General features: G+C 73.2%; 3 protein-coding genes and 1 pseudogene. All 4 read left to right on the top strand.

Annotated elements, in window-relative coordinates:
* Positions 1–5: 5 nt before the first annotated feature.
* The 4 genes and pseudogenes from ACIPK3_RS14055 (at position 6) to ACIPK3_RS14040 (ending at position 21,402) form a co-directional block, all read left to right on the top strand.
* Positions 6–11,735 carry an SDR family NAD(P)-dependent oxidoreductase gene (locus ACIPK3_RS14055; RefSeq protein ID WP_402569358.1) on the top strand — a complete coding sequence of 3,910 codons (11,730 nt, stop codon included), beginning with the start codon at positions 6–8 and terminating at the stop codon, positions 11,733–11,735.
* Between the two features lie 122 nt (positions 11,736–11,857).
* Positions 11,858–17,332, top strand: coding sequence for an SDR family NAD(P)-dependent oxidoreductase (locus ACIPK3_RS14050; protein ID WP_402569357.1), 5,475 nt, complete (start codon positions 11,858–11,860; stop codon positions 17,330–17,332).
* An 81-nt stretch (positions 17,333–17,413) separates the two neighbouring features.
* A pseudogene (locus tag ACIPK3_RS14045) lies at positions 17,414–20,389 on the top strand (type I polyketide synthase); the annotation flags it as partial.
* A 155-nt stretch (positions 20,390–20,544) separates the two neighbouring features.
* Positions 20,545–21,402: a hypothetical protein gene (locus ACIPK3_RS14040; RefSeq protein ID WP_402569356.1), complete on the top strand. Its 858-nt coding sequence runs from the start codon at positions 20,545–20,547 to the stop codon at positions 21,400–21,402.

Here is a 21,402-nt window from a genome sequence, read left to right as displayed (position 1 = left end):
AAGAGGTGTCTGGACAGAAGGCGCAGAAGGCGTCCGCACAGAGCGACAAGATCGTCGAGGCTCTCCGGGCGTCCTTGAAGGAGACCGAGCGGCTGCGAGAGCAGAACCGCAGGCTGACCGCCTCGGCCCATGAGCCGATCGCGATCGTCGGCATGGCCTGCCGCTACCCCGGTGGGGTCAACTCCCCCGACGAGCTGTGGCAGTTGCTGGCAGCCGGCGGCGACGCCGTCAGCCGCTTCCCGGAGGACCGCGGCTGGGACACCGAGGGCCTGTACGACCCCGACCCGGACGCGGTGGGCCGTACCTACTCGGTCGAGGGCGGATTCCTCTCCCAGGCGGCCGAGTTCGACCCGGGGTTCTTCGGGATCAGTCCGCGTGAGGCGCTCGCCATGGATCCGCAGCACCGGTTGCTGCTGGAGACGTCGTGGGAGGCGTTCGAGCGGGCGGGCATCGACCCGGCCACCGTGCGGGGCAGCGCCACCGGTGTGTTCGCCGGCGTCATGTACCACGACTACAGCGAGGTCCTGGAGCGGGCCACCGACGACCTGGAGGGCTTCCTCGGAGTCGGCGGCAGCATCGCCTCCGGCCGCGTGTCCTACGCGTTCGGCCTGGAAGGCCCGGCGGTCACCGTGGACACCGCCTGCTCCTCCTCCCTCGTGGCGGTGCACCTGGCGGCTCAGGCGTTGCGTGGCGGTGAGTGCACGCTGGCCCTTGCGGGCGGTGTGACCGTGATGGCCACCCCGGACACGTTCGTGGACTTCAGTCGTCAGCGGGGTTTGGCGCCCGACGGTCGGTGCAAGCCGTTCGCGGAGGCTGCGGACGGTACCGGCTGGGGCGAGGGCGTCGGCATGCTCGTCCTGGAGAAGCTGTCCGATGCGCGCCGAAATGGTCACCGGGTGCTGGCGGTCGTGCGGGGTTCGGCGATCAACCAGGACGGTGCCAGCAACGGGCTGACCGCCCCCAACGGTCCGTCCCAGCAGCGGGTGATCCGGCAGGCTCTCGCCGCCGCGCGCCTGACTCCGCAGCAGGTCGACGTGGTGGAGGCGCACGGTACCGGTACCCGTCTGGGCGACCCGATCGAGGCGCAGGCACTGCTCGCCACCTACGGCCAGGACCGCCAGGAGCCGTTGTGGCTGGGGTCGGTCAAGTCGAACCTGGGTCACACACAGGCGGCTGCCGGTGTGGCCGGGATCATCAAGATGGTCTTGGCGATGCGGCACGAGGAACTGCCGCGCACCCTGCACGTGGACACGCCCTCCTCCCACGTCGACTGGACCGAGGGAGCGGTCGAACTGCTCACCGAGGCCCGGCCATGGGCGGCGGGGGAGCGGATCCGGCGCGCCGGCGTCTCCTCCTTCGGTATCAGCGGCACCAACGCCCACGTCATCATCGAGGAAGCCCCCGCCGAGGAGTCGACCCCGGTCACCGAGGCTGTACAGCTGCCGGTCGTGCCATGGATCGTCTCCGGCAAGACCGCGGCCGCCGTACGCGCCCAAGCCGCCCGGCTCCTCGACTTCGCCACCGCTCACCCGGACTCGCACCCCGCCGACATCGGCCGGGCGCTCGCCACCGGCCGCTCGTTGCTCCCGTACCGCGCCGCCGCCGTCGCGGGGGACCGGGACGGCCTGCTGACCCGCCTGGAGACGATCACCCACGAGGACACGCCCCCGGTCAAGAACGGTTCACTGGCGTTCCTGTTCACGGGGCAGGGGAGTCAGCGGGCGGGGATGGGCCGGGAGCTGTACGAGGCGTTCCCCGTTTTCGCCGCCGCGCTGGACGACGTGTGTGCGGTGCTTGACCGGCACCTCGAACGGCCTCTGAGGGAGGTCATGTTCGGTGGGGTCGGGTTGGACGAGACGGGGTTCACGCAGCCCGCGTTGTTCGCGCTGGAAGTCGCCTTGTTCAGGCTTCTCGGAGCCTGGGGTGTGCGGCCGGACGCACTGGCCGGGCACTCCATCGGTGAGCTCGCGGCGGCGCACGTCGCCGGGCTGTGGTCGTTGGAGGATGCGGCGGCTCTGGTTGCCGCGCGTGGCCGGCTGATGCAGGCGCTTCCGGCGGGTGGTGCGATGGCCGCCGTGCAGGCGACGGAGGAAGAGGTCCTGCCGGTCCTGCCGGAGGGTACGGGCATCGCCGCCGTGAACGGCCCCTCCGCCGTGGTCGTCTCCGGCCCCGAACCCGGCGTCGACGAGGTCGTACGGCACTTCGCCGAGGCCGGTCGCAAGACGAAGCGACTCACCGTCAGTCACGCCTTCCACTCCCCGCTGATGGAGCCGATGCTCGCCGAGTTCGAGCAGATCGCCACACAGCTCACCTACAGCGAGACGAACATCCCGATCGTCTCCACCCTCACCGGCAAGGCGGTCTCCTACGAAGACATCTCCACCCCCTCCTACTGGGTCAGGCACGTCCGTGAGGCGGTCCGTTTCGCCGACGCCGTCGCCACGCTCGACGAGCAGGGCATCGGCACGTTCCTGGAGCTCGGCCCCGACGCCGTGCTGACCGCGATGGCCGCCGACCCCCGCGCGATCCCCACCCTGCGCCGCGACCGCACCGAACCCCAGGCCCTGACCGAGGCACTCACCCGCCTCGACGCCACCGACTGGACGGCCTACTTCGGGCCCGGCCGCACCCCCGTCGACCTCCCCACCTACGCATTCCAGCACGAGACCTACTGGCCCGCGACCGCCCCGTACACCGCGTCGGACGCCACCGGGCTCGGGCTCACCGCCGCGGGCCACCGGATTCTCGCCGGTGCCGTGGAACTGCCCGACTGCGACGGGGTGTTGTTCACGGGCCGGCTGTCGCTGTCCACGCACCCGTGGCTGGCCGAGCACGCGGTGAACGGGACGGTCGTCGTCCCGGGTGCCGCACTGGTTGAGATGGCCGTACGGGCCGGGGACCAGATCGGTGCCGGAACGGTCCGCGACCTGACCCTGCACGCGCCCCTCATCCTTGACGAGCGCGGCGCTGTCGCGCTCCGTGTCGGCGTTCGCGTCGGGGAAGACGGCGACGAGCCCGCCGTCACCGTCCACTCCCGGCCCGAGGGGGAGGACGGGGCCTGGACGCTGCACGCCGAGGGCGCCCTCTCGACCGACGCCGTCGAGCCCGCCGCCGACCTGACCGTCTGGCCTCCGGCCGGTGCGGAACCGGTCGACACCACGGCCCTCTACGACGACCTGGGCGCCATGGGCCTGGAGTACGGCCCTCTCTTCCAGGGCCTCACGGCCGCCTGGCGCACGGACGACGGCACGGTCCACGCCGAAATCGCCCTCCCCGAGGGCACCGACACCCAGGGCTACGGCATTCACCCCGCCCTCCTCGACGCCTCCCTGCACGCCATCGGGCTGCTCGAAGGCGACGACGAGACCGGCTCGGGCGGTGCCCGACTGCCTTTCTCCTGGACGGACTTCGCGTTGCACGCCGCCGGGGCCTCGGCCCTGCGGGTGCGGGTCACCGGTGCGGGCTCCGGCTACCGGATCGACCTCGCCGACCCGGCCGGCGCACCCGTCGCCACCGTCGCCGCGCTGGCTCTGCGCGAGCTGCCCGCCGCGACGGCGGGCGGAACCGCTGGCCGCGCCCACGAGTCGCTGTTCCGGCTCGACTGGCAGACCCTCGCCCGGCCCGCCATCGGCGCGCCCGATGTCCCGTGCCGTGTGATCGGGCCCGACCCGTTCGGTGTCGTCGACCTGATCGCGCAGTCCGGCGGGCGGTACGTGACGGAGGACGACGAGGCCGAGCTGGTGTTCGCCACGTTCGTCACCGCCGGGCTGGAGCCGCGCGAGGCCGTGCACCGTGCACTGGAGGTCGTACGGGAGTGGCTGGAGGGCGCACAGCCCGACGGGGCCCGGCTGGTGCTCGTCACCTCGGGGGCCGTCGCCGCCGCACCGGGCGACCGGGTGCCCGACCCGGCGGCCGCCGCCGTGGTGGGACTCGCCCGATCCGCCCAGTCCGAGCACCCGGGGCGGATCGTCCTGGTCGACCTGGACACCGCCGCCGAGTCCGCCGACGCCCTGCTGGCCGTCCTCGCGGGCACCGACGAGCCGCAGTTCGCGCTGCGCGCCGGGCAGCCGCTCGTGCCCAGGCTGGTGCGGACCGTGGGCGGCGAGCTGAACATCCCCGAGGGCGAAGCCCCTTGGCGGCTGGACTTCGCCCCCACCGGCACCCTGGACAGCCTCTACGTCGCCGACTTCCCCGAGGCCGCCGAGCCGCTGGCCGAGGGACAGGTGCGGGTCGCGATCCGGGCCGCCGGCGTCAACTTCCGCGACGTCATGAACGTCCTCGGCATGTACCCCGGCGACGCCGGGCGGCTCGGCCTCGAAGCGGCCGGAGTCGTGGTGGAGGTCGGGCCCGGAGTGGACCGGTTCGCCGTGGGCGACCGGGTGATGGGCCTGTTCTCCGGGGCGTTCGGACCCCTCGCCGTCGTGGACCACCGGCTGGTGTCCGCGATGCCGTCGACATGGACGTTCGCCGAGGCCGCCGCCGCCCCCGTCGTCTATCTGACCGCGTACTACGCCCTCGTGGACCTGGCCGGCCTGACCGCCGGCGAGTCCGTGCTGGTGCACGCCGCGGCCGGCGGTGTCGGTACGGCGGCCGTGCAGCTCGCCCGGCACCTGGGCGCCGAGGTGTACGGCACCGCCAGCCCCGGCAAGTGGGCTGCCGTACGCGCCCTCGGCATCGACCAGGACCGGATCGCCAACTCCCGCACCCTGGAGTTCGAGCAGCACTTCCTCGAAGCCACCGGCGGACGCGGCATGGACGTCGTACTCGACTCGCTGGCAAGGGAGTTCGTGGACGCGTCGCTGCGACTGCTGCCCCGCGGCGGCCGGTTCGTGGAGATGGGCAAGACCGACATCCGGGACGCCGACACCGTCGCCGCCGAGCACCCGGGCGTCGGATACCAGGCGTTCGACGTCATGGACGCCGGCCCGGACCGCATCCGGCAGATGTACGGCGAACTGCTCGCGCTCTTCGAGAGCGGGGCGCTGCGCCCGCTGCCGGTCACCGCGTGGGACGTGCGCGAGGCCCCGGAGGCGCTGCGCGTCATGGGGCAGGCCCGGCACACCGGCAAACTGGTGCTGACCGTGCCCGCTCCGCTGAACCCCGAGGGCACCGTACTGATCACCGGCGCCACCGGCGCGCTCGGCGGCCTCCTCGCCCGCCACCTGGTCACCGAGCACGGCGTACGACGGCTGCTGCTGGCCGGCAGGCGTGGCGCGCAGGCTCCCGGCGCGGCCGAACTCGCCGCGGAGATACGGCGACTGGGTGCCGTCGTCGACTTCGTGGCCTGCGACGCGGCCGACCGGGACGCGGTCGCCGCCGCCCTCGGCACCATTCCGGCCGAGCATCCGCTGACCGCCGTCATGCATGTCGCGGGCGTCCTGGACGACGGGGTCATCGGCTCCCTCACCCCCGAGCGGCTGGACAAGGTCCTCGCGCCGAAGGCGGACGCCGCCCGGCATCTGCACGAGCTGACCCGGCTCGCCGACCTCTCCGCGTTCGTGCTGTTCTCCTCCGCCGCCGGCACCTTCGGCAACCCGGGACAGGCCAACTACGCGGCCGCCAACGCCTACCTGGACTCGCTCGCCGCGCACCGCCGCGCCCACGGCCTGCCGGGCCTGTCGCTCGGCTGGGGACTGTGGGCCACCGACGGCGGCGGCATGGCCGAGTCGCTGGACGAGGCCGAACGCGCCCGCATGGCCCGCTCCGGCTCCGCCGCGTTCACCGGCGACGAGGGCCTCGCGCTGTACGACACCGCGCTCGCCCTGCCGTACGCCGCGCTCGTGCCCATCCACCTCGACCTGCCCGCCAGCGCCGCACCCGAGGAGGTGCCCGCGCTGCTGCGCGCCCTGGTGCGCACCCCGGCGCGGCGCACCGCACGCGCCGCGGACAAGTCCTCCGGCGGCGGCGAGCTGGCCGCCCGGCTCGCCGGGCTCGGCGCCGACGAGCAGCACGCGCTGCTGCTCGACGTGGTCCGCACCCACGCCGCCGCCGTCCTCGGGCACAGCGGCCCCGACGCCGTGGACGTCACCCAGGCGTTCAAGGACCTGGGCTTCGACTCACTCACCGGCGTCGAGTTCCGCAACCGGCTCGCCGCCGCCTGCGGCCTGCGGCTGCCCGCCACCCTGGTCTTCGACTATCCGGCCCCCGAAGCACTCGCCGGACACCTCCGTGCGGAACTCGTCGGCTCACTGCCCGCCGAGAACACCGCGACCGGAACCTCGACCGGCACCGTGACCGGCACCGACGAACCCGTCGCGATCGTCTCCATGGCCTGCCGCTTCCCCGGCGGCGTCCGCTCGCCCGAGGACCTGTGGCGGCTGCTCGCCACCCGCGGCGACGCCATGGGCGCCATGCCCGACGACCGGGGCTGGGACATCGACGCCGTGGTCGACCCGACCGGCGAGCGCCCCGGCACCAGCTACACCGACCAGGGCGGCTTCCTGCCCGACGCACCCCTCTTCGACGCCCCCTTCTTCGGCATCAGCCCCCGCGAGGCCCTGGCCATGGACCCGCAGCAGCGGCTGCTGCTGGAAACCTCGTGGGAGGCCCTGGAACGCGGCGGCTTCGACCCGCACACCCTGCGCGGCAGCAGCACCGGCGTGTTCGCCGGGCTGATCTACCACGACTACGGCAACGGCGCCGGATACACCCACCTCCCCGAGGGCGTCGAAGGCTTCCTCGGCACCGGCACCTCGGGCGGTGTCGCCTCGGGCCGCATCTCCTACGTCCTCGGCCTCGAAGGCCCGGCCGTCACCGTGGACACCGCCTGCTCCTCGTCGCTGGTCGCCCTGCACATGGCGGTCCAGGCACTGCAGCGCGGCGAGTGCGACCTCGCGCTCGCCGGCGGTGTGACCGTGATGGCGACACCGGACACGTTCGTGGACTTCAGCCGGCAGCGCGGGCTCGCCGCCGACGGCCGCTGCAAGGCCTTCGCGGAGGCCGCCGACGGCACGGGCTGGGCCGAGGGCGTCGGCATGGTCCTCGTGGAGCGGCTCTCCGACGCCCAGCGGCACGGACACGACATCCTCGCCGTCGTCAGGGGCAGCGCCCTCAACCAGGACGGCGCCAGCAACGGCCTCACCGCCCCCAACGGCCCCTCCCAGCAGCGCGTCATCCGGCAGGCCCTGGCCGCCGCGAGCCTGGCGCCCGCCGACGTGGACGCCGTGGAGGCACACGGCACCGGAACCCGCCTCGGCGACCCCATCGAGGCGCAGGCCCTGCTCGCCGCCTACGGGCAGGACCGCCAGGAGCCGCTGTGGCTCGGGTCCGTGAAGTCCAACCTCGGACACACCCAGGCCGCGGCCGGTATCGCCGGAGTCATCAAGATGGTCGAGGCACTCGGCCACGAGGAACTGCCCGCCACCCTGCACATCGACGAGCCCAGCTCGCACATCGACTGGGAGGCGGGCGCCGTACGCCTGCTCACCGAGGCCCGGCCGTGGCCGCGCCGGGACACGGCGCCGCGCCGCGCGGGCGTCTCCGCGTTCGGCTTCAGCGGCACCAACGCCCACGTCATCCTGGAGGAGGCACCCGCCCCGGCCGCCGTACCGCAGGAGCCGGAGCACCCGGAGCGCCCCGCCGGACCCGTGCCGTGGCTGCTCACCGCCCGCACCCCCGAGGCGCTGCGCGAACAGGCCCGCCGCCTGCGCGACCAGCTCACCGGACGGCCCCTCGACGGCGCTGACGCCGCGCGCGTCGGCCACTCCCTCGCCACCACCCGCACCCCCTTCGAGTACCGCGCCGTACTCGTCGGCGACGACGGCGCCCACCTGCTCCAGGGCCTGTCCGACCTCGCCGACGGCACACCGGCCGCCGGAATCGAGGAGGGCCTCGCCGGACCGGTCGGCAGGACGGTGTTCGTCTTCCCCGGCCAGGGCTCCCAATGGGTCGGCATGGCACGGGAGCTGATGGACAGCTCGGAGGTGTTCCGGGCGCGGGTCGAGGAGTGCGCGGCCGCCGTGGACGCCCACACCGACTGGTCGCTGCTCGACGTGCTGCGCGGAGCCGACGACGCCGCCTCCCTGGAGCGCGTCGATGTCGTCCAGCCCGCCCTGTGGGCCGTGATGGTGTCGCTGGCCGCCCTGTGGGAGTCCCTCGGGATCGTCCCGTCGGCCGTCGTCGGCCACTCCCAGGGCGAGATCGCCGCCGCCTGCGTCGCCGGTGCCCTCAGCGTCGAGGACGCCGCCCGCGTCGTCGCCCTGCGCAGCCGCGCCCTGGTCAGGCTGGCCGGGACCGGCGGCATGGTGTCCGTGCCGCTGCCCGCCGCCCGCGTCGAGGAACTCCTCGCACCGTGGGACGGGCAGATTTCCGTGGCCGCCGTCAACGGGCCCGCGTCCACCGTCGTCTCCGGCGACCCGGACGCCCTCGACACCCTGCTGGAACACTGCGAGCGCGACGGCGTACGCGCCCGCCGCATCCCCGTCGACTACGCCTCCCACTCCGCCCACGTGGAGTCCCTGCGCGAGGAACTGGCCGAGCTCCTCGCCTCCGTACGCCCCCGCGCCGGCCGGATCCCGCTGCACTCCACCCTGGAGGACCGGGTCATCGACGGCCACGAGATGGACGCCGGGTACTGGCACCGCAACCTGCGGCACACCGTCCGCTTCGAATCCGCCGTACGTTCCCTCGCCGGCAGCGGACACACCGTGTTCGTCGAGTGCAGCCCGCACCCCGTCCTGACCGTCGGCCTCACCGACACCCTCGCCGACGCGGGCGCCGAAACCGCCGTGGTCACCGGCACACTGCGCCGCGACGACGGCGGCCCCGCCCGGCTCCTCACCTCCCTCGGCCGGCTCGTCGCACACGGCGTACGGCCCGACTGGGACGCCGTGTTCGCGGGCCGCGCCACCGGCCGCGCCCAGCTGCCGACCTACCCCTTCCAGGGCGAGCGGTACTGGCTGGAGCCCACCGCAGCCGCCACCGACCCCACGGCCGTCGGCCAGAGCGACGCCGGACACCCGCTGCTCGGCGCAACGGTCACCCTGCCCGGCGACGGCGGCCTGGTGCTCACCGGACGGCTCTCGCTCACCGCGCAGCCCTGGCTCGCCGACCACGCCGTCGGCTCCACCGTCGTCGTACCCGGCACCGCACTGCTGGAGATGGCGGTACGCGCCGGGGACGAGGCCGACTTCCCGCACCTGGCGGACCTCACCCTCGAAGCACCGCTCGTGCTGCCCGAACGCACCGAGATCCAACTGCGCGTGGTGGTCTCCGCGTCCGGGGGCGGCGAGGGCGACGGCCGTACCGTCACCGTGTACTCGCGGCCCGCCGACGCCCTGCACGAGGACCCGTGGACCCGCCACGCCACCGGACTGCTCACCCGGCCGCCCGCCACCGGCGGGCAGCACCTCGCACCCTGGCCCCCCGAGGGCGCCGAAAGCGTCGACACATCACGGCTCTACGCCGATCTGGGCACCCTCGGTCTCGACTACGGCCCGGCCTTCCGCGGACTGCGCTCCGCCTGGCGCACCGACGACGCCCTGTACGCCGAGGTCGCCCTGCCCTTCGAAGCCGCCTCCCAGGCCACCGAGTTCGGCCTGCACCCGGCGCTGCTCGACTCGGCGCTGCACGCCATCGCGCTCGGCGGTTTCCTGGCGCCGGGCGACGGCGGACCGTGGCTGCCGTTCAACTGGCGCGGCGTCACACTGCACAGCGCCGGAGCCTCCGCACTGCGCGTACGGATCGTGGCCGCGGGGGAGGGCGCGGTGTCCGTCACCGTCACCGACACCGCGGGCGCCCCCGTCGCCACCGTCGACACGCTCCAGCTGCGGCAGTTGCCGGCCGACGCGCTGGCCCGCCTCTCCCGCGCGAGCGGAAACCCCTTCCGCGACACCCTCTTCCGCGTCGAGTGGACGGCGCTCCCCGCCCCCGAGAACGCGGCCGAGACCACGCCCGAAGTCACGGACGGCTGGGCGGTGTTCGGTGACGACCCGCTCTTCCCCGGCCTGCCGGAGATCTTCAGCACCGAGGAACTCGACGGCGGCGTCACCACCGTCCTGGCCCCCGTGCACTGGCAGTCCACCATCGACGACGCCGTGATGCAGACCCTCGGCGACCTCCAGGTGTGGCTGTCCGACCCGCGCACCGACACCGCGCGCCTGGTCGTCGTCACCCGGGGCGCCGTCTCCACGGCGCCCGGCGAGGACATCGCCGACCTCGCCCAGTCCGCCGTGCACGGCCTGGTGCGCACCGCGCAGACCGAGAGCCCCGACCGGATCGTGCTCGCCGACATCGGCACCGGGGTCCCGTCCCGGGCGCTGCTCGCGGCCGCCCTCGCCACCGGCGAACCCGAGTTCGCGCTCCGCGACGGCGAGATCCGCGTCCCGCGCCTGGCCCGCACCGAACCCGCCGACCAGGCCGAACCGCACACCTGGGCGGCCGACGGCACGGTCCTGATCACCGGCGGCACCGGTGGACTCGGCGCCCTCGTCGCCCGCCACCTGGTCACCGAACACGGAGTACGCGCCCTGGTCCTCACGAGCAGGCGCGGCCCCGACGCACCGGGCGCCGCCGAACTCGTCGCCGAACTGTCGGAGGCGGGCGCCGAAGTCGTCGCCGAGGCCTGCGACATCGCCGACCGCGACGCGCTCGCCGCGCTCCTCGACCGGCACGCCCCGCGCGCCGTCCTGCACGCCGCCGGAGTCCTGGACGACGCCACCCTCGGCCGCCTCACCCCGGAGAAGCTCGAAGCCGTCCTCGCCCCCAAGGCGGTGGCGGCACAGCACCTGCACGAGCTGACCGCGAGCCGCGACCTGGACGCCTTCGTACTGTTCTCCTCGTCGGCCGGCGTCCTCGGCAATGCCGGACAGGCCAACTACGCCGCCGCCAACGCCTACCTGGACGGCCTCGCCGCCCACCGGCGCGCGGACGGCCTGCCCGCCACCGCCCTCTCCTGGGGCCTGTGGGCCGAACCCAGCGGCATGACCGGTCACCTCGACACCGCCGACCTCGGCCGCCTCGCCCGCTCCGGCGTCCGCCCGCTCGACCCCGCGCAGGGCCTCGCGCTCCTGGACGCCGCGCTCGGCGAGTACGGCCACGACCACCCCCACCTCGTACCGATCGGCCTCAACACGGCCTCGCTGCGCGGCGCGACCGACGGCGCCCCGGTGCCGCACCTGTACCGCGGACTCGTCCGCACCCAGTCCAGGCCCACCGCCCAGGGCACCACAACGGCGGCCACGGCCGGAACGGAGGGCGCCGGCGGACCCGGCGAGGCACTGCGCGCCCGCCTCGCCGGGCTGCCCGCCGACGGCCGGGAGACGGCACTGCTCGACCTCGTCCAGTCCTACGCGGCCGCCGTGCTCGGCTTCGCCGGACCCTCGGCGGTCGGTGCCACCCGCTCCTTCAAGGAACTCGGCTTCGACTCGCTGACCGCGGTCGAGTTCCGCAACCGGCTCACCGCCGCCACCGGTATCCGGCTCTCCGCGACGGCCGTCTTCGATCACCCGACACCGCTCGCCCTGGCCCGCCTGCTGCACGCCGAACTGGCCCCCGGGCAGGCCGACCCCGCCGAGCAGGTCCTGGCCGAACTCGACCGCCTGGAAAACCACTTGCCGGACGCGTCGCTCGACGACGAGGCCCATGCGACGGTCACCGCCCGCCTCGAGGACCTGCTCGCCCGCTTCAAGAGCCTGCGGACCGCGCACTCCGACGGCACGGACGACATCGGCGTACGACTCCAGGACGCGTCGTCCGACGAGGTCCTGGCCTTCATCACAGACGAACTCGGCATCTGACGACCGGCGAACGACCGCGAACCACCGGTGATCGACCGGTGATCGACCGACGGGAGTCCTCTGGGGACTCCCGCCGCTGTCGCCGTCGTACGAGGGGAACAGAGGGGAAGTAGGGGAAGACAATGGCTGACGAGAAACAGCTGGTCGACACACTCAAGCGGGTCGCGGCCGACCTGCACGACACCCGTCGGCGGCTGCGCGAGGCCGAGGAGAGGGAACACGAGCCGATCGCGATCGTCGGCATGGCCTGCCGTTTCCCCGGCGGCGTCGGCTCGCCCGAGGACCTGTGGACCATGCTCGACGCGGGCCGCGACGGCATGGCGCCCTTCCCCCGCGACCGCGGCTGGAACCTGGACCAGCTCACCGCGAGCGACGGCCACGACGACAACGGCCGCCGCGCCGGATTCCTCCAGGACGCAGCCGGGTTCGACGCCGCGTTCTTCGGCATCAGCCCCCGCGAGGCGCTCGCCATGGACCCGCAGCAACGGGTGCTCCTGGAAACCGCGTGGGAAGCGCTGGAGCGGGCCGGCATCGACCCGCACACCCTGGCCGGCACCCGCACCGCCGTCTACGCCGGTGTCAGCAGCAACGACTACCTGCGCGGCCTGACCCGCATGCCCGACTCCATCGCGGGCCACATGATGACCGGCGTCGCCGCGAGCGTCCTCTCCGGACGTGTCTCCTACGTGCTCGGCCTCGAAGGCCCCTCCCTCACCATCGACACGGCCTGCTCCTCGTCACTGGTCTCGGTGCACCTGGCGGCCCAGGCACTGCGCGGCCGCGAGTGCGGCCTCGCGCTCGCGGGCGGTGTCACCGTCATGGGATCCGCCGGCACCTTCCTGGAGTTCAGCCGTGCCGACGGCCTCTCCGGCGACGGCCGCTGCAAGGCCTTCGCCGACGCGGCCGACGGCACCGGACTCTCCGAGGGCGTGGGTGTGCTGGTGCTGGAACGGCTGTCCGACGCGCGCCGCAACGGCCACCGGGTGCTCGCGGTGGTGCGCGGCTCGGCCGTCAACCAGGACGGTGCGAGCAACGGCCTCACCGCCCCCAACGGCCCTTCCCAGCAACGGGTCATCAAACAGGCCCTCGCAGCCGCCCGCCTGACGGCCCAACAGGTCGACGTCGTGGAGGCACACGGCACCGGTACCCGTCTCGGCGACCCGATCGAGGCACAGGCGCTCCTCGCCACCTACGGCCAGAACCGCGACGAACCACTGTGGCTGGGGTCCATCAAGTCGAACCTCGGCCACACCCAGGGTGCCGCCGGCATGGCAGGCGTCATCAAGATGGTCCTCGCCCTCCACCACGAACGGCTCCCCAGCACCCTCGGCGTGGACCGGCCCACCTCACACGTGGACTGGACCGCGGGCGCGGTGCGACTGCTGACCGAGCCCCGGCCGTGGGCGGCGGGCGAGCGGGTCCGCCGGGCCGGTGTCTCCTCGTTCGGCATCAGCGGCACCAACGCCCACGTCATCCTGGAGGAGGCCCCCGCCGAGGAAACGGCGGAGACCCCGCCACCGGTCACGCCCCCGGCCGCGCTCGCGGCCGTACCGTGGATGGTCTCCGGGACCGGCGAGGACGCCGTACGCGACCAGGCCCGCCGACTCCTCGACCACACCCGCGCCAGGCCGGAGCTGGATCCCGCGGACATCGGCTTCTCGCTGGTCACTCGGCGGTCGTCGTTCGCATACCGGGCCGGTGTGGTGGCAGAGGACAGGGACGGCCTGCTGGCCGGACTGGAGGCCCTCGCGGAAGGCGCCCCACTGCCGTCGGGCGGTCGTGGCCCGCTGGCGTTCCTGTTCACGGGGCAGGGGAGTCAGCGGGCGGGGATGGGCCGGGAGCTGTACGAGGCGTTCCCTGTTTTCGCGGCTGCGCTGGACGCCGTGTGTGCGGTGCTTGACCGGCACCTCGAACGGCCTCTGAGGGAGGTCATGTTCGGTGGGGTGGGGCTGGATGACACCGGGTTCACGCAGCCCGCGTTGTTCGCGCTGGAAGTCGCCCTGTTCAGGCTTCTCGAAGCCTGGGGCGTGCGGCCCGACGCACTGGCCGGGCACTCCATCGGTGAGCTCGCCGCCGCGCACGTCGCCGGGCTGTGGTCCCTGGAGGACGCGGCCACCCTCGTTGCCGCACGTGGCCGACTGATGCAGCAACTCCCGGCGGGTGGTGCGATGGCCGCCGTGCAGGCGACGGAGGACGAGGTGCTGCCGGTGCTGCCGGACGGTACGGGCATCGCCGCCGTGAACGGGGCGGTGTCGGTGGTGGTTTCCGGTCCGGAGGCGGGTGTGGAGGAGGTGGTACGGCACTTCGCCGAGGCCGGTAGGAAGACGAAGCGGCTCGCGGTCAGTCACGCCTTCCACTCTCCGCTGATGGAGCCGATGCTCGCCGAGTTCGAGCAGATCGCTACACAGCTCACCTACAGCGAGACGAACATCCCGATCGTCTCGACGCTCACCGGCGAAGCGGTCTCCTACGAAGACATCTCCACCCCCTCCTACTGGGTCAGGCACGTCCGTGAGGCGGTCCGGTTCGCCGACGCCGTCGCCACGCTCGACGAGCAGGGCATCGGCACGTTCCTGGAGCTCGGCCCCGACGCCGTGCTGACCGCGATGGCCGCGGACCCCCGCGCGATCCCCACCCTGCGCCGCGACCGCACCGAACCCCAGGCCCTGACCGAGGCACTCACCCGCCTGCCCTCCGTCGACTGGACGGCCTACTTCGGGCCCGGCCGCACCCCCGTCGACCTCCCCACCTACGCATTCCAGCACCGTCCCTACTGGTTCCGCAGCAACTCGGTCGCCTCGGGGGAGCCCGGCGACTTCGGGCTCGCGGCCGGTGGGCATCCGCTCCTGGGGGCCGTGGTCGAAGTCCCGGAAACCGATGGGGTGTTGTTCACCGGTCGGCTGTCACTGGCCACGCATCCGTGGTTGGCCGAGCACGCCGTCAACGGCACGGTCATCGTGCCCGGATCCGCGCTGGTCGAGATGGCCGTGCGGGCCGGGGACCAGGTCGGCCGGGGAACCGTCCGCGATCTGATCCTGCACGCACCGCTGGTGCTGCCCAGGACCGGTGCCGTCGCCCTGCGGGTGCGGGTCGGCGAGGGCGACGCCCCCGTGCTCACCGTCCACTCCCGCCCGGAGGGGGACGAAGGGGAGTGGACGTCGCACGCCGAGGGCGTTCTCACGGCGGACGTGCCAGACGTGACAGACGCGGCCGACCCGGCCGCCGACCTCACTGTCTGGCCGCCCGCGACCGCCCGGCCCCTCGACACCGCGCACCTCTACACCGGCCTCGCCGCTGTGGGCCTCGAATACGGCCCCCTCTTCCAGAGCCTCACGGCTGCCTGGCGCGACGGGGGCGCGGTCTGCGCGGAGATCTCGCTGCCCGAGGACGCCGAAACCGACGGCTACGGCATCCACCCCGCCCTCCTCGACGCCGCCCTGCATGCGATCGCGGCGGGAGAACTGCTGCCGGCCCCCGAACCCGGTTCCGCCTGGCTGCCGTTCTCCTGGTCGGACGTCACCCTGCACGCGAGCGGGGCCCGTACCCTGCGTGTCCGTGTCGCGGCGACCGCATCCGGCGCCGTCACCCTCCAGGCCGCCGACCCGGACGGGCGACCGGTGCTGTCCGTCGGCACGCTGGCACTGCGGCCGGTTCCCGTGACGAACGACGGTACGGCGGGTGCGGGCCACGCGGAGTACGGCGTCGAGTGGACCGTCGTCGACATGCCGGCCGACGGTGTCGGTACGGCGGACGCGCTGCCGTTGCCGCTGCCCGAGCCCGGCAGCGTGGGAGCCCTGCCGGTGGCGGGCTGGTCCGCGCTGACCGTTCCGGCCGGGACCTCGCCCACACGGGCCGCGACCGTCGTACTCGAAGCGCTTCAGGAGTGGCTGGAGCGCGCCGAGCCCGACGAGCGGCTGCTCGTCGTCACCCGAGGCGCCACCGACACCGCACCCGGAGAGGACGTCACCGACCTGGGCCAGGCGGCCGTCACCGGCCTCATCAGGGCGGCCCGTACGGAGTACCCGGGACGCCTTCTCCTGATCGACACAGACACAGACACAGACACGAACACGGGCGCGGGCACGGGCACCGGCTCCGGTTCCGACTCCGCCTTCGGTTCCGGTTCCGGTTCCGAGTCCGGATCGGAGCCGCTCCCCGCCTCCGTGCTCGCCTCCGACGAGGACGAACTCGCCCTACGTGCGGGTACCTTGCTCGCGCCCCGCCTGGTGCGCCGTACGACCGAGGCCGGGCCGGGACCGGTCTGGCCCACCAGCGGCACCGTCCTGATCACCGGCGGCACCGGCGGTCTGGGCGCACTCGTCGCCCGGCACCTGGTCGCCGAGCACGGGGTACGTAGCCTGGTGCTGGTCGGCCGGCGCGGCCCGGACGCCCCCGGCGCCGGTGAACTATCCGCCGAGCTGCGGGAGTCGGGTGCCGAAGTCACCCTCGCCGCCTGTGACGTCGCCGACCGGGACGCGGTCGCCGCGCTGCTCGCCGCGCACCCCGGCATCACCGCCGTCGTCCACACGGCGGGAGTGGTCGACGACGCGACGCTCGGCCGGCTCACCCCGGCCCAGTTGCACCGGGTCCTCGCCCCCAAGGCCGAGGCAGCCCGCCACCTCCACGAACTCACCGCAGACCTGGAGGCGTTCGTGCTCTTCTCGTCCGCCGCCGGAGTGCTGGGCGGCGGCGGACAGGCCAATTACGCCGCCGCCAACTCCTACCTGGACGCGCTCGCCGCGCACCGGCGCGCCCACGGGCAGCCCGCCGTGTCCCTGGCCTGGGGCCTGTGGGACCCGGCCACCGGAGGAATGGGCGCCGACCTCACCCCGCTCGACCTGGAGCGCATGGCCCGTACCGGCGTGCGCCCGCTCGGCGCGGCACAGGGTCTCGCCCTGCTGGACGCGGCCGTGGCGGCGGCGGACGCGCTCACCGTGGCCGTACGCCTGGACGTGCCGGTGCTCGCCCAGTCCCTCAGCGGCGGCGTACCCGGGCTGCTGCGCTCCCTCGTCCGCGTCCCCGCCCGTCGGACCGCGGCGGGCGCCGCGGGCGGCGCGACGGGCGGCGGCTCCGGACTGCGCGAACGGCTCGCCGCCATCGGCGACCGGGAGGAGCGGGCCGGGCTGCTGCTCGACCTGGTCCGCCGCCATGTACGCACCGTCCTGGGATTCGCCGGGAAGCAGACCGTGGAGGCCGAAAAGCCGTTCAAGGACTTCGGCTTCGACTCGCTCACCGCCGTCGAGTTCCGCAATGCCCTCGCCGCCGAAACCGGCGTACGGCTGCCCGCCACGCTTGTCTTCGACCACCCCACCCCGCACGAACTCGCCGCACACCTGCTCAGGGAGCTGGCGCCCGCCGACGACGACCCGGCCACCGCCCTGCTGCGCGGCCTCGACCACCTGGAACCCCTCATCGGCAACCAGGAGTTGGACCAGCTCACCCGGTCCCGGATCACCGTGCGGCTGCAAGCACTGCTGGCTCGCTGGCAGGACACGGACCCGGACCGGCGGCCGGAGACCCACATGGCCGCCGACGACCTGGCAGCGGCAACAGACGACGAACTCTTCGCCCTCCTCGACGGCGAGACCGGGAGCTGAACGACCATGACGGCAACCACCGCACCCGCCGGCGCCTCCGGCGACCGTGAGCAGAAGCTGCGGGACTACCTCAAGAAGGCCACCGCCGATCTGATGCAGGCCCGCCGCCGCGTCGAGGAACTGGAGTCCCGCACCCGCGAGCCCATCGCGATCGTCGGCATGGCCTGCCGCTACCCCGGCGGCATCGCCTCCCCCGACGACCTGTGGCAGCTCGTCGCGCGTGGCGGCGACGGCATGCGCGGCTTCCCCGACGACCGGGGCTGGGACACCGGCAACCTCTACGACCCCGACCCGAACGCCCTCGGCAAGAGCTATGCCAAGGAAGGTGGATTCCTCGACGCGGCAGGCGAGTTCGACGCCGCCTTCTTCGGGATCAGCCCCCGCGAGGCCCTGGCCATGGACCCGCAGCAGCGGCTGCTCCTGGAAACCTCGTGGGAGGCGTTCGAGCACGCGGGCATCGACCCGACCGCCGCCCGCGGATCGCGCACCGGCGTGTACGCGGGGGTGATGTACCACGACTACGGCTCGGACCGCGCCGCCCTCCCCGACGGCGTGGAGGGATTCCTCGGCACCGGCACCGCGGGCAGCGTCCTGTCCGGACGTGTCTCCTACGCGCTCGGCCTGACCGGCCCCGCCGTCACCGTCGACACGGCCTGCTCCTCCTCCCTGGTCACCCTCCATCTGGCCGCACAGGCGCTGCGGGCGGGGGAGTGCTCGCTCGCCCTCGCGGGCGGAGTCACGGTCATGGCCACCCCGGACACCTTCATCGACTTCAGCAGGCAACGCGGGCTCGCGCCCGACGGCCGCTGCAAGCCGTTCGCCGAGGCCGCCGACGGCACCGGCTGGTCGGAGGGCGTGGGTGTGCTGGTGCTGGAGCGGCTGTCCGACGCCCGGCGCAACGGCCACCGGGTGCTCGCCGTGGTGCGGGGCTCGGCGATCAACCAGGACGGCGCCAGCAACGGCCTCACCGCGCCCAGCGGACCCTCACAGCAGCAGGTCGTTCTCGACGCCCTCGCCTCCGCGGGCCTCTCCACCGACGACGTCGACGCCGTCGAGGCGCACGGCACCGGCACCGTTCTCGGCGACCCGATCGAGGCACAGGCCCTCCTCGCCACCTACGGCCAGAGCCGTGCGGAGCCCCTGTGGCTGGGCTCCGTCAAATCGAATCTGGGCCATACCCAGGCGGCGGCGGGTGCGGCCGGCGTCATCAAAATGGTGCAGGCTCTGCGCGCCGGCGTGCTGCCGCGCTCCCTGCACATCGACGCCCCTACCCCGCACGTCGACTGGTCGGCCGGCTCGGTGGAACTTCTCACCGAGAACCGCCCCTGGCCCGCGGCGGACCGCCCACGCCGGGCGGCCGTCTCCGCGTTCGGCATCAGCGGTACCAACGTCCACGTCATCATCGAGGAGGCTCCCGCCGAAGACCCGGAACAGACCGTCATCCCTGCCACGCCCCTGCCGGTGGTGCCCTGGACCGTCTCCGGCAGGTCGGCTGCCGCGGTGAGGGCCCAGGCGGCACGGCTGCGTGAACTCGTCCTCTTCCAGCCGGAACTCGATCCGGCGGACGTGGGCTTCTCGCTCGTCACCCGGCGCACCTCCTTCGCGCACCGGGCGGGTGTGGTGTCCGGGGACCGGGACGGTCTGCTGGCGGGTCTGGAGGCGATCGCGGGCGGGAGTGTCGCTCCGGCAGTGGCCGGGGGCCCGCTGGCGTTCCTGTTCACGGGGCAGGGGAGTCAGCGGGCGGGGATGGGCCGGGAGCTGTACGAGGCGTTCCCTGTTTTCGCGGCTGTGCTGGACGACGTGTGTGCGGTGCTTGACCGGCACCTCGAACGGCCTCTGAGGGAGGTCATATTCGGTGGGGTGGGGTTGGACGAGACCGGGTTCACGCAGCCTGCGTTGTTCGCGCTGGAAGTCGCCTTGTTCAGGCTGCTCGAAGCCTGGGGCGTGCGCCCGGACGCACTGGCCGGGCACTCCATCGGTGAGCTCGCCGCCGCGCACGTCGCCGGGCTGTGGTCCCTGGAGGACGCGGCCACCCTCGTTGCCGCGCGTGGCCGGCTGATGCAGCAGCTTCCGGCGGGCGGTGCGATGGCCGCCGTGCAGGCGACGGAGGACGAGGTCCTGCCGGTGCTGCCGGAGGGTACGGGCATCGCCGCCGTGAACGGCCCCTCCGCCGTGGTCGTCTCCGGCCCCGAACCCGGCGTCGACGAGGTCGTACGGCACTTCGCCGAGGCCGGTCGCAAGACGAAGCGACTCACGGTCAGTCACGCCTTCCACTCCCCACTGATGGAGCCGATGCTCGCCGAGTTCGAGCAGATCGCCACCGAACTCACCTACAGCGAGACGAACATCCCGATCGTCTCCACCCTGACCGGCAGCGCGGTGTCGTACGACGACCTCTCCGACCCGTCATATTGGGTCCGGCACGTCCGTGAGGCGGTCCGTTTCGCCGACGCCGTTGCCACGCTCGACGAGCAGGGCATCGGCACGTTCCTGGAGCTCGGCCCCGACGCCGTGCTGACCGCGATGGCCGCCGACCCCCGCGCGATTCCCACCCTGCGCCGCGACCGCACCGAACCCCAGGCCCTGACCGAGGCACTCACCCGCCTGCCCTCCGTCGACTGGACGGCCTACTTCGGGCTCGGCCGCACGCCCGTCGACCTCCCCACCTACGCATTCCAGCACCAGCACTACTGGCTGGCCTCCGCGGGCCGCGCCGGTGGCGGCTCGGACGTGGTGGAAGTGGCCGTGACCGTGCCGGAGCCCGAACCGGACCACCACGAGACGCGGTTGGCGGCGCTGCGGGCTGCCGACGACGCCGGACGCGCGGTGCTGCTCGGCGAGTTGGTGCGCGAGGTCACCGCCGGGGTGCTCGGTCACTCCGGCGCCGACGACGCCATCGAGCCGGACACCGACTTCCTCGACCTCGGATTCACCTCGCTGCTCGCCGTGGAATTCCGTGACCGGCTCACCGCCGCGCTCGGCCTGAAACTTCCCGCCGCGGTGATCTACGAATACGGGACCCCTGAAGAACTCGTCGAGTACTTGACGGAAGAACTTGAGGACGTGCTGGCCGAGTCCGCCCCGTAGGGGGCTTTAGGGGTAGCCATAGGGGCTCTCACCCGGCAAGGCCGCTTTTACCATCGAGACCGCCCGGCAAAACCGGCGGGATGCCAAGCCGGGAACGCGACAGACCAGTCAGGAAGGGGCAGCCGGTGGACAGCAACGATGTGTGGTTGAAAATCGACGGGAGCAGCCGGGAGGATCTCGTACTCGCCGTCGACTTCACCGCCACCGGCCGCCCCGACGCCCGCTTCGCGGATCTCTTCTCGCTCAGCGCGGCCGGCCGCCACAATGTGTGGGAGACGATGCCGCAGGCCATCGCCACCGACGTGGGGCCCGGAGGCCGGGAGTATCTGGACCGCTGGTTCGACTCCGTGCGCGAGTCCGGTCGGCCGGTGGGCGCGGTCCTCGGCTTCTGCGCCGGCTCGGTGTACGCGGCCGCGCTCGCCGAGCGCCTCACCCAGTGGCAGGAAAGCGCCCCACAGCTCATTCTGTTCGACCCGGAACTCGCCAACCCGCTCGGGCTGTACTGGCAGTTCCACATGTCCCTGAGCCTCTTCGAGTCCATTGTGGGACCCGAACCCATCTCGGCCGCCAACACCGAGGGGCACCACGTACTGGAGAACACCGACGACATCCGGGTCCTCGGCACCGAACTCGTCAGGCTTTTCCGAAACGTGAGCGAACCCGCTTTCGACGAGTTGGATCTGGACGCGGAGAGCCGTGCCGAATTCACCGAGTCCTTCACCGCTTTCGTGGCCTATGTCGTCGCGGCGGGTGATCTCGGCTCCATGGAGAACTGGCACAAGGCAGTCGCCTTCAGCTCGGCGAGCCCGCTCAGCGGACTCAACCGCCTCCGCTCGACCGACCCGGAGACAGCGGCCCGCGTCGTGGCCAGGGAGATCCGGTTCAACAGCGAGCACATGAACCTGCTGCGCGACGAGGCCGCCGCGAAGGCCCTGGACGCGCTGCTGTCCCCGCAGGACCTCTCCCGACAGATCCGGATGTGA

Origin of the sequence: Streptomyces sp. NPDC086787 (assembly GCF_044745865.1) — a bacterium.
GTDB lineage: Bacteria > Actinomycetota > Actinomycetes > Streptomycetales > Streptomycetaceae > Streptomyces.
The sequence above is the reverse complement of the archived record's forward strand: the minus strand, read 5'-3'. Positions and strand labels throughout refer to the sequence as shown.